Annotated in this window: 9 protein-coding genes and 1 pseudogene; 2 read left to right on the top strand and 8 right to left on the bottom strand. The window is 54.7% G+C overall.

Translation table 11 applies throughout. The annotated features are described in order from the left end of the window. Positions 1–100 precede the first annotated feature (100 nt). Together DW083_RS11135 and DW083_RS11140 are read left to right on the top strand one after the other, a co-directional pair. Entirely contained in the window at positions 101–550 is a 450-nt protein-coding gene (locus DW083_RS11135; protein ID WP_181979030.1) for a DUF1896 family protein, read from the top strand. After that, positions 537–6,658, top strand: a pseudogene (locus tag DW083_RS11140) (helicase-related protein). The gene DW083_RS11135 and the pseudogene DW083_RS11140 overlap by 14 nt, the downstream one beginning before the upstream one ends. A 63-nt stretch (positions 6,659–6,721) precedes the next feature. Here the strand turns inward: DW083_RS11140 and DW083_RS11145 are convergent. From DW083_RS11145 to DW083_RS22795, 8 genes are all read right to left on the bottom strand, one after another. Then, entirely contained in the window at positions 6,722–7,735 is a 1,014-nt protein-coding gene (locus tag DW083_RS11145; protein WP_004319206.1) for a YhcG family protein, read from the bottom strand. Positions 7,736–7,870: 135 nt separating this feature from the next. Next, complete coding sequence (locus DW083_RS11150; RefSeq protein ID WP_004295487.1) at positions 7,871–8,197, bottom strand: helix-turn-helix domain-containing protein; 327 nt, start codon at positions 8,195–8,197, stop codon at positions 7,871–7,873. A gap of 3 nt (positions 8,198–8,200) precedes the next feature. Next, entirely contained in the window at positions 8,201–8,512 is a 312-nt protein-coding gene (locus DW083_RS11155) for a helix-turn-helix domain-containing protein (protein ID WP_117508529.1), read from the bottom strand. A gap of 398 nt (positions 8,513–8,910) precedes the next feature. After that, positions 8,911–9,771 (bottom strand): RteC domain-containing protein, encoded by an 861-nt coding sequence (locus DW083_RS11165; protein WP_004295489.1) that lies wholly within the window; start codon positions 9,769–9,771, stop codon positions 8,911–8,913. Positions 9,772–9,876: 105 nt separating this feature from the next. Then, positions 9,877–10,734 (bottom strand): helix-turn-helix transcriptional regulator, encoded by an 858-nt coding sequence (locus DW083_RS11170; RefSeq protein WP_004294809.1) that lies wholly within the window; start codon positions 10,732–10,734, stop codon positions 9,877–9,879. 396 nt (positions 10,735–11,130) lie between these two features. Further along, entirely contained in the window at positions 11,131–11,628 is a 498-nt protein-coding gene (locus DW083_RS11175) for a hypothetical protein (protein ID WP_122332410.1), read from the bottom strand. Between the two features lie 61 nt (positions 11,629–11,689). After that, entirely contained in the window at positions 11,690–11,899 is a 210-nt protein-coding gene (locus tag DW083_RS11180) for a hypothetical protein (RefSeq protein ID WP_187574937.1), read from the bottom strand. Positions 11,900–11,904: 5 nt separating this feature from the next. After that, the coding region (locus tag DW083_RS22795; protein ID WP_233552162.1) for a hypothetical protein at positions 11,905–12,100 on the bottom strand (196 nt) is incomplete at its 5' end.

The raw sequence follows: 12,100 nt of genomic DNA on the forward strand, positions 1-12,100 counted from the left end.
GCTTGTTTGATAAGGATTTTTTCAGTGGTCGGCGCTTCGGGTGGGAACCCGGGGCGCCTTTCTCTTCCCCGATTATCAACGACCACTAAAAATTCTTATCATGCCAGACAAGCAACACCATACCCCCACGGGGGAATTGTCCTATTACGGACTTTCGTTACTATCCTACCTCAAGGACAGCCACCCGGAACTCATCGCCGAAGGTGAATTCATCGCCGAGCGGGCCGACAGCGCCGCCCAAGCGTACAGCGAGGCGATCCGTTCGGGCTGTAACCACATCGAGGCCGAAGAAATTGCCCGCGAGGAACTCTACCGCGGATTGCACTTTTCACCCTACAACACGCTGGTAAACATCCTCTGGAGGGAATTCGAGGCGGAGATTCCCGAGGATACCGCCCGGCAGGCGGCTCTACGCCTGCTGCCCCTCTGCCGCGGGGTGCTGGAGAAGTACGACCTCACGGACGACTTCGCCAACACGCCCGACTATGAACTGTTCTATACCGAACTGACGGGAACCGTCCAAATACTTCTCGAAGATGGCATTCAATAAGAAAACCCACCTCCGCCAGAATATCGACGCGCTGAAGACGGCCTTCACGCTCGACAGGGAACGGCGGGCGCCGACTCCCGAAGAAGAAAGGACACTCGGCGCATACAGCGGCTTCGGCGCCATCAAGGAAGTGCTGGAAAACCCCACCGGGAAACCGGACAAGGACGGCATGGCAACGCTCGTGGCCGAGTTGCACGAGGTCATCAGGGCGAATACTTCCGACGAACGGGAATACAAGCGCTACATGGACGGGATCAAGAACTCCGTCCTGACGGCTTTTTACACGCCCCCGAAAGTGGCAGACGCCATCGTGGAGGCGATATGGGATACGCGGATCGCCCCCCAACGTATTCTTGACCCCAGTGCGGGAACGGGGGTTTTCGTCAATGCCGTGGATTTCCACGACCCCTATGCGGAGATCACCTGCTTCGAGAAAGACCCCGCCACGGGGTTGATCCTGAAGCACCTGCACCCCGAAAAACGGGTGCGGGTACAGGGATTCGAGCGCATCGAACCTAAATACGCCGGTTACTACGACGTGGCCGTGAGCAACATCCTTTCGGGGACGTGGCGCTCTTCGACCCGTTCTTCTCCACCCATACCGACCCCGTGCGGCGGCAAGGCACACGGGCGCTGCACAACTATTTTTTCATGAAGTCCGTCGATATGGTACGCGAGGGCGGCCTGGTGGCATTCATCACCTCGCAGGGAGTATTGAACGCCGAGCAGGGACGCCCCGTGCGCGAGTGGCTGATGAACCGCTGCGAGCCCGTATCGGCCATCCGGCTGCCGAACAACCTCTTTACAGAACACGCGGGGACGGAGGTCGGCAGCGACCTGGTTATCCTGCAAAAGAAAGCCGCCACGGGGGAACTGTCCGAACGGCAGCGGGATTTCATCGAATCCCGCAAGCTGTCGAACGGCATCCGGATAAACAACCTTTTCCAGTCGTTCGACAGGGTGATCCATACCGAGGCCAAAGTAGGCAAAGACCCCTACGGCAAACCGGCGATGGAGTTCACCCACGCGGAGGGCGTGGACGGCATCGACCGGGAGATGCGGCGTATGCTCTCGGAGGATTTCAACCGGCATTTCAACGAGAGTTATTGCCTGGAACATGCTCCGGAACAGACACCCGGTACACCGGAGCGGGAATTGTCCCGTCCCCGTCAGGCGGAACGCCAGCGTGCCGAAAGACACGAGCCCCGCCTTGCCGGAGAAATCGTCAAGGAGATTATCGCCGATGCCCGTAACCTTCAGCAGCAGCGGGAAGAGGAGGAAAAACGCCGCGTCGTCGCCGAAATGGCGGCACAGGGCTACCATGTCGATACCGAAACCGGGGAGATTACCCGAATCGAAAACAAACCCGGACAAGTGTTACCGGATTCTGCTGCCACACCCGCCGGAGAACCGACCGGGGAGGATCTGGCCGACTTCGGGGCCTGGTCGAAGGAGCGGGAGAATCGCTTGTGGGAGCAGCACCCGCCGAAACCCGAAGATTTCGGCATGGCAGATACTCCCGTGCAGCACGTGGGCGGAATAACGGAACCGAAACCGCGGGAGGGCTTCGCCGGGTCGCTTTTCGACACGGTGGAAACGGCGGCTCCCGTACCTGCCACCCAAGCTGCCGAACCGGTAAATGTGCAGCAGGAACCGTTGCTGACGCTCTACGATCTGTTCGGCTTCAGCGCCGAGGAGCGGCGGCAGGCAGAACTCGGTATATCCAAGAAAAGGAACAGCCGCCGGGGAGCAAAGCGGAAGACGCCCCGACAACCCTCATTATTCGCCCCGGCCTCCTCTCCGGAGGAACAGAAGAGCGAAATGCCGAAAACGACGCCACCGGAGCGTGATCCCGAAGACTTGTATGCCTCCCTGAACTGGGAGGACAACCCGCCGATCAACGGCTTTTACGAGATGATGATGTCGCTTACCCCGGAACGGAGGGCGGAATTGCGCCGACAAAGCGCCCGGCAGCAGGAAACCCCGGAACAGCGGGAACGGCAGGCGGTACGCCCCCCGACGGAAGCCCCGAAAGGCAAACGGAAACAAGCCGCCGGTACGCCGAGAACGGGCGGCCTGTTCGACACGCCGGACAATCCGGAGGAGGAAGAACCCGGTAAAGAAATGCCGCAGATACGGGAGGCGGATATGAAACCCCGACCGTTCGAGGGGGAGGTCGCCCCCTATTTCCGCGAGGGAACACTCGTCACGGACGGACAAAACCGGGTCGGCTACCTGCGGGAGACTGAATCCCTGCAACCCATGTTCCACCCGCTGGAACTCACGCCTGCACAACGGACGAAAGCCTCCATGTATATCGAGATACGCGATGCCTATTACCACCTTTATAACAACGAGGCGGAAACGCTGACGGCGAACCCCGCCCTGCGGGAGATGCTCAACCGGCTTTACGACAATTTCACCGAACGCTTCGGACGGCTCAATGACAAACGCAACCTCGACCTGATCAAGATGGACGCGCGGGGGACGGAGATTCTGTCGCTGGAGCGTTACATCGACGGCAAGGCACGCAAAGCCGACATCTTCGAGCGTCCCGTGGCCTTCAATCCCGATGAGATCACGCACGCCGACGACGCTTCGGAGGCCCTTGTGGCCAGCCTGAACAAGTACGGCCGGGTGGAACCGCACTACATGGCCTCGCTCACGGGAACTACCGTGGAGGGAATACTCGGGGAACTGAAAGGACGTATCTATTACAACCCGGAAACGGACGGCTACGAGGTTGCCGACAAGTTCATCGCCGGCAATGTCATCGGGAAAGCCGAACGGATCGAGGCGTTCCTGCGGGAGAATCCCGACCACGCCCCGGCCCGGGAATCGCTGGAGGCTCTGCGCGAGGCGACACCCAAACCCATCGCTTTCGACGACCTGGACTTCAACCTGGGCGAACGGTGGATTCCAAAAGGTATTTACGAGCGTTTCGCCTCCTCGCTCTTCGATACGGAGGTGAAGATCACCTTCGCCTCTAACCTGGACGAGTACGGCGTGAAGGCGGAAGCGACGAACGTGAAGATCACGGAGCAGTATGCCGTCAGCGCGCAGACCCGTAAGTACAACGGCCTGCACCTTTTGAAACACGCCCTGCAAAACACTTCGCCCGACATCACCAAGACCGTCCTCAAATGGGTGGACGGCGAACGGCGGGAGGTCAAAGTGCGTGACGGGGAGGCCATACAGCTCGCCAACAGCAAGATAGACGAGATCCGGGGTGCTTTCCCCGAATGGCTGCGCGAGCAGTCGTCCGACTTCAAAGACCGCCTGACAGACCTCTATAACCGTACTTTCAACTGTTACGTGCGCCCGAAGTACGACGGGACGCACCAGGAATTCCCCGACCTCGACCTCAAGGGGCTGGGAATAGACAATCTGTATGACAGCCAGAAGGACGCGATATGGATGGACAAACTGCTCGGCGGCGGGATAATCGACCACGAGGTGGGCGGCGGAAAGACCCTCATCATGTGCTGCGGGGCCTACGAGAAGAAACGCCTCGGGCTGGCCAATAAACCCATGATTATCGGGCTGAAAGCCAACATCCATGAAATAGCCCGGACGTTCTGCACCGCTTACCCGATGGCCAAAGTCCTCTACCCGGGCAAGGAGGATTTCACGCCCCGGAAGCGTGAGCGCATCTTCCGGGAGATACGCAACAACGACTGGGACGCCGTGATCCTCTCGCACGAACAGTTCGGCATGATACCCCAGTCCCCGGAGATACAGCAGGAGATATTGCAGGCCGAGCTGGACTGTGTGGAGGAGAACCTCGAAGTGCTCAAAGCACAAGGCAGGGACGTTTCCCGCGCCATGATGAAAGGGTGTCAGAAACGCAAGGCCAACCTGGAAGCCAAGTTGCAGAAGGTGGCGCACGCGCTGGAAACACGCAAGGACGACGCCGTGGACTTCCGCCTCATGGGTATCGACCACCTCTACGTGGACGAGAGCCACAAATTCAAGAACCTGACTTTCACGACCCGGCATGACCGGGTGGCGGGCCTCGGAAATCCCGAGGGGTCGCAGCGGGCGCTCAACATGCTTTTCGCGCTGCGTACCATACAGCAGCGCACGGGCCGCGACCTGGGGGCGACGTTCCTCTCGGGAACGACCATCTCCAACTCGCTCACGGAACTGTACCTGCTTTTCAAGTACCTGCGCCCGAAGGAACTGGAGCGTCAGAATATCCGCACCTTCGATGCCTGGGCGGCCATATTTGCCAAGAAAACCATCGACTACGAGTTTTCCGTGACCAACGAGGTCGTGCAGAAAGAACGGTTCCGATATTTCATCAAGGTTCCCGAACTGGCCATGTTCTACTCCGAGATTACAGATTACCGCTCGGCGGAGGATATAGGGATCGACCGACCGCAAAAGAACGAGATATTGCACAATATCCCGCCGACACCCCAGCAGACGGAGTTCATAGAACGGCTGGTGCAATTCGCCAAATCGGGCGATGCCACGCTCCTGGGCCGCCTGCCGCTCTCGGAGCGGGAGGAAAAGGCGAAAATGCTCATTGCCACAGACTACGCCCGCAAGATGTCGCTCGATATGCGTATGATAGACCCCGAACTATACAGCGACCACGTGGACAACAAGGCGAGCCACTGCGCCCGTATGATTGCCGGTTACTACCGCCGTTTCGAGGCGTACAAAGGTACGCAGTTCGTATTCTCCGACCTGGGAACCTACAAACCCGGAGCGGGGTGGAACGTCTATTCCGAGATACGGCGTAAACTCGCGGAGGATTACGGCATACCCCAAAGCGAGGTGCGGTTCATCCAGGAGGCGACCTCGGAAAAAGCGCGCAAGGAGATGATCGCCGGTATGAACGCCGGAAAAATCCGCGTACTCTTCGGATCGACCGAGATGCTCGGGACGGGAGTGAACGCGCAGAAACGCTGCGTGGCGATACACCACCTGGACTGCCCCTGGCGTCCCAGCGACCTGGAGCAGCGCGACGGGCGGGGAATACGCACCGGGAACGAGATCGCCAAACTCCATGCCGACAACAAGGTGGACGTGATATTATACGCCGTCGAGAAGTCGCTCGACGCCTACAAGTTCGGGCTGTTGCACAACAAGCAACTGTTCATCCGCCAGCTCAAGACCAACAACATGGGAAGCCGTACCATCGACGAGGGGGCCATCGACGAGAAAAGCGGCATGAATTTTTCCGAGTATGTAGCCGTCCTCTCGGGAAATACAGACCTGCTGGACAAGGCCCGCCTGGAGAAGAAGATCGCCACGCTCGAAAGCGAACGCCAGGCATTCGTGCGCGGCAAATCATCGAGCCGCTACAAGCTGGAGCAGATCACGGAGAAGATAGAGAAGAACAACGACCTGATACGGCGTATCGGCAAGGATCTGGAACACTTCAAGGCCCGCGTCGAGTTCAACGAGGACGGCTCGTACCGCAATCCCGTGAAACTGAACGGGCTGGAAACCTCCGACCCCAAGCTCATCGGGAAACAGCTCAACCGTATCGCCGAAACGGCACGCACGCTCGACAGGCTCGAACCCATCGGGAGCCTCTACGGGTTCGAACTGCTCGTCCAGAGCGAAACGACCGGGAAAGACGGGCTCGACCTGGTGCAGAACCGTTTTTATGTCCGGGGTGAAGGGGATTATCTATACCAGTATAACTACGGGAATATCGCCTCCGACCCGCGACTGGCGGCGATGAACTTCATCCACGCGCTCGCGACCATCGAGCCGACACTGGAAAAATTCCGGAAAAAGAACGAGGAACTGGAGAAAGATATTCCCGTCCTGCGGGAAGTGGTGGAAAGTTCCTGGCGCAAGGAGCCCGAACTGACGGCCCTGAAAACTGACCTGACGGAAATAGACCGCAGGATACAGCAAAGCCTCAAACCGATAGAAGAGAGCGAGGGAAAGGAGGCGGAGGAGGATAACGACGTGTGCCGGGAACGGCATGACACGGCGGAAGAGCTCCCGAAGGAAGACAACACGGCGGCCCGTATTCCTTCCCGGCTGCGGCAGATTGCCGACGCCTCCGGGGGGCGCATCGTGATCGCGGGCGTGGGCAGCCCGCCGGAGAACGGCCCCGCAAAGAAAGGGATTAAGATGTAAGCGAAAAGCCGACGGAAGTACAGATTTCCGTCGGCTTTTTTCATATGCCCATGAGCGTTGTTGTCACACTTCCTGCAAGAGTGTTTGCAGCTCCTCCTGCGTGGGAAGATAGGTCATGTACTGGGCGGCGAAGACCTGCTTTTCATCTTCGGGCAGCGTATAACGGACGACCGCGTCGTTTTTCTCCGCGCAGAGGACGATACCCACCGGAGGGTTATCCCCGGGATTCATCAACTCACGGGTGTAGTAATTGACATACATCTGCATCTGCCCCAAATCCTGATGGGTCAGCTCCCCGGATTTAAGGTCTATTAAAACGAAACAGCGGGCCAGGTAATTGTAAAAGACCAGGTCGATGTAGAAATGCTTGTCGTCGAAGGAGATACGCTTCTGTCGCGCGACGAAGGCGAAGCCTTTCCCGAGTTCGAGCATCAAGCGCTGCAAGCGGCTGATGAGCAGTTGCTCCAGATCGGTTTCCAGAAAATGCTCTCCCTGGGGGATACCGAGAAACTCCAGGATATACGGGTCGCGGATGATCTCTTTGGGTTCGACACGCCCGGGTTCGGTACGGGAAATCTCCTCTTTCACGGCTTTCTTGTCTCGGCTGGCCAGCAAGCGGTCATAGAAAAGCGTGTTGATTTGGCGGTCGAGCTGCCGGACACTCCAGTTTTCCTTGACGCACTCGTGCAGGTAAAAATCACGGGCGGCATCGCCCGACACCTTGAGAAGCGTGCGGCAATGCGACCAGCTCAATTTATCACACAGCGTGTGATATTTCGGGTAGCACTGGTAAAACTGCCTCATGTACCGCAGGTTGGTGGCCGTGAACCCGTTTCCGAACTCCGCCACGAGCCGCCTGGAAAGGGTGTTGATGACAGCCTTGCCATATCCGGCACGGCCGGTTCCCTGCTGCTCGTACTCCACTATGTATTTCCCTACCTGCCAGTAAGCCCTCACGAGGGTCGAATTGACATGATGTATCACCTTCGCGCGCGCTTCCTGCAAGATATGGCGCACGTTATGCAGTAGCTCTTCCTCCCCTTTGTCGGCAGGATATATTTTATCTGTTTCTTTCATTGTTCATTATTATATAGGCTTCCAAGTGCAAACATACTGATTTTACGGCAAATATCGAACGGTTGTACCGCCTTGTCGTGCCTTATTCCATGTATCTCCGCGTTTTTCCATGACGCCGGACTCTCGGGACAGGGCCTAACCGGAACCGGCAGGACGATCCTTTTTCAGCTTGCGGAAATTACTGAAGTTACGCTCGATGAACCGCAGGACGTCCGATTCCCGGTAGAAGGTCTTGTGATAGATCATCTCGTAAGGCAGCTCTCCCGAGGTGCGGTAACGCTGGAGTGTGCGCTTGCTGATATTGAGCATACGGCACAGGTCGTAATTGTCCAGAAGACGCTCCCCGTCAGGCAGGATGGAAAGCGGTTGCTCCACGTCCCCCGCGCACAGCTTCTCAATACGTTCCAGCCGTTCCGAGAGCCGCTGCATCCATCCGTCGAAATATTCCTTATCCAGAAACATGGCCTACTCCTTTGGTCGGTTTTTGCGCCGCACGGAACGCTCCTTCAGCACACGGCGGATTTCCGTGAGGGAATAATACAGCTTCCGGTTGATGGCCGAATAGGTGATCACGTGATCCGAGCGGAGGCGTTGAAGGGTACGCCCGCTGATGCCCAGGTAACGGCAGACCTGCTCGCCGTCCATCCATTCGTCGTTTATATACTCCTTATTCCATGCACGCCCCTTTTCAGGGAGAGAGGCGATTGCAGCCTCTATTTTCTCTATACGCCCGACAAGCTCGTTATAGGCTCGCGAACTGATCACTATGATTTTCATACTCCTTTGTTTTTTAGTCTGTTACAAAGGTCGGGCTTATATGGACAGCTTAAAACGATGTCGGTACGACTTTTTTTTGATAATTTGCAGTGAACTGATTCTCAACGGTTCATGCGGTGAAGAAGGCAGTGTTTTTTACCGAAATCCGCGGCCCGTACTCGGTATTTTTATTGGCAGAAATGCGATAGCATACTGTGATTCAACGCTTAACGGTGTTCTAATCCGGACGGGGCTACAACGGAACACCCGTATCGGCTCCTTATACGGGTGCAAATACGGGCGTTCGGGAAAGTTCCTTTCGAGAGTTACGGGGGAAAACCGACCTCGGTTCTTTTGTTATATACAACGCTGATTATCAGTGCTTCTATAAGAAATAGAGTGCTTTACCGGTTCATGTTCTACTCGGAATTGCCGTTTTTCTTGTTTCGCTTCCACGTCTGCATACGTTTAAGCAGGGCCTCTTTCGCCTTGTCAAGCCACGGTGTCGGGTTGTTTCGGATTTTCATATCGCAGAATGTCCTCGAAAGGTTCATGTCGAGGTGTACGTTGAAAGCGTTGGAAATGTAGCTGGCAAGTTGCGTGAGTGGCACATTGCCGAAACAGCCTTTACTGTCGAGCAGGTAAATAAGTTCCGTCAGATCCGTCTTCGAGTCCTGCCATGTCGGACGCACGTCAGGCAATGGCAGAACCATGTTCCGGAGGTTCGTGCTCTCCAGTGATTCCAATTCGCCCATAAGATAAACCGACAACATATCGTTGGCCAGGATTTTCGCCACCTTGAAATCCGCGTTTGTCGAAAACTGCGGGTCGAGTTCATAGTAGAAGGTTTCCAGGTATTGCTCCGTGTCGGTCTGCCCGCGCAGGAAATAGAGGCTGTCCAGGTGTGTAGCGCCGCTGCGGAAATAGCGGATAAAGTCGAGGCGTTTCTGCGTGTACGCGTTGATGGCCCGAACATGGGCGTCCAGGTACTCCCGTTGTGCCTCGATACTTCCTACCGGACGGTTCATCTCGATATTGTAGAGCTTGCGGTAATAGATCAGACGGCAAAAAAGACGAGGTTTGATTTCTTTGAAGAACTTTATTTCCTCGTCATCGTTTTGAAAACGGTAGCCGATGATATATTGTTTCAAACGGTCGAACGCTTCTCCCAGGACACGTGACGCTTCAAGCGACTTTTTCAACACGTCGGTATCCCGCGATTCGATACGTTCGATACTCCGCAGGACTTCGCTGTTTAATTTTTCTATAAATGCAATCATAATCCGTCTTGTTACTTTCGCGTATAAAGTTAGCGAATCGAAAAACCGGCGGATTACGATTTTTATCTTTCTCTTCGTTTTTTTATCACGGAGCCGATTTTAATGTCAGATCCGACCTTCCTGGCGGATGGAAGTGGGATTGCTCCCCATATTCCGCTTGCAAAAGTCCGTAAAGTGGGATTGGGCGGAGAAACCGCACATGTAGGCTATTTCCTGCAACGTGTAGTGTGTCGTCCGCAACAACTCCCCGATACGTTCGATACGGCGCTGACGTAACCACGAGGAGGCCGAGCAGCCGAAAACCCGCTGGAAACGCCGGCGGAAGGTAATCGTGCTGGAATACCCGCAAACCCCGGCGAGTTCCGTGACGTTATCCGAGGCAAGATAATTCGATTTGACACGGGAGATGAACTCGTAATCGTCCCCCAGGTGCAACAGCTCCTCGAACTCCCCGACATCGGCGGGAGTGAGATGTTCATAAGAGGCGTCGAGCATTTTCAGCATGACAGCAGCGTTACATTCAACGGGCATACCCAATGTCTTACGGGCTTCACGCAGGTAATTCTTGAACCGCAGCCGCAGCGTGTCGTGATGCGGGTAGGAACACTCGGACAGAATGGTGCAAACCGTCCGCAGTTCATCGACACAACAGTAGCCGAAATACCACGTTACAAGACGCTCGACGTAATGGACGACATGAAATTCCTCCGAAAGCATCAGAAGAAGCAGGAACGGGGTGAAATCCTGGTATTCCCTCGTTATGGGACGGGGTGCTTCGTCAAGCAAGGAGGCGATGTCCCGCATCAGCAGAGAATCTCCCGAGTACGCTTTTATTTGTTCGGAACTGCGGGCATAATCCCGGTAACGCGATATGACCGCCGACAAAGCATTGAACTTCACGGCGTGAACGCCTTCTATAAAGGAAGGGCGAAGACTGTTGTAAATGGATAAGTCGGTTTGCATAAGTCATTTCTATAAAACGGAGCCGCATCCCCTTGTTGCCAAAACTCCGCAAGTCGTTACTTATGAACCGCTTGGAACACGGTACGAATCCTAATTACAAATATATCGTATCCGACAATCCGGAACAAATATCAGCAGGCAAAAATGAAAATAAACCTCGTTATTTTTGATTTTTACCTGCAATAATATTATATTTGCAAACAAATAAGAGTTGTTTGACAGCATGAGAAATATAGTGTATCAAAGCACTTTACCAATTTCTTATCCGTTGCCTATTCTCATGCGAGTTTCTTTTAATCTATTTGTAGTCAATTAAATACCTTCAGACTACATCAAATATAAGAAAAATATCATTATTATCATAAAGTGATTATCATTTTATGATGATAATGACACCTAATACAACGTGTGCGGCCGGAGGTGTCCCGGCTCATTATCTAAACGAGCCAGGTCCATCAGGTCGCATAGGTCGTCGGTTGTGGCGGAGTCTATGCGCAGTTTGTCGCTCAGGTAATCCACTGTTTCGGAGAAGTCGAAAGCGAGGAGCAGGCAGAAAGACAGATGCCTGTATGACGGGACGCCGCCGTTGCCTTTTCCTTCAGATAGCGAGAGCAGGCGCCGAAGTAAGACGGGTTCGCGGAGGATGTAGACCAGCGTGCCGAACACCGTGTGCCGGCGCAGGTAGTCGGCTGTATGTTGCTTGTCGTGCAACAACAGGTTTGTGAGAAATGTACGGTAACTTTTTGCAAGCGTGTCCCACTCCGTAAAAGCGGCGTCGTAGGCCGCCTTGTAATAGAAGGGGTGTTTTTCGGCGGGCAATGTACTCAATTTAAGGTTAAACTTCTTGACCGAAGGAATTTCCTTTCCAAATAAATCTTTTAAGTCTTGATACATAGAACGGGCGCAGAAGATTCTGATTTTCCCTCTGCGCCCGAAAAGCCACCGGACAGATCGGTTATAGCTTTCGCAGTGGTTGAAAGAAACGCTCCGTCAAACGCAGTTCTCCTATTACGATTCCGGCCGCAGCTTTCATTTCCCGCACGGCAGGAAGACAGATTCCGTAGTTGGTGGCCAGTGCGCCGGGGAAGACAATTTCCACCATATAATTGTCTTCCGGCGAAACCATCAAAACCGACAAGATGTATTCTTCTCCGTATCTATCCATGCGATTTAGTGCAGATTATTTTGATATTGTTTTGAAATGATAAATGATGATTTATGGGTGTGTAGAGATGCACGGCCGTGCATCTCTACTCGTGCCGCAGGCTCTCTTTTGCCGTTCGTTTCAGAGACTGTGTGAAAAAGCCCAAGAAGAAATTGTAAAAGAGTAATAGAATTCTTATCTTTAAGGGACAGAAAAAATAAG

It is taken from the genome of Parabacteroides sp. AF48-14, assembly GCF_003477465.1.
Lineage (GTDB): Bacteria > Bacteroidota > Bacteroidia > Bacteroidales > Tannerellaceae > Parabacteroides > Parabacteroides acidifaciens.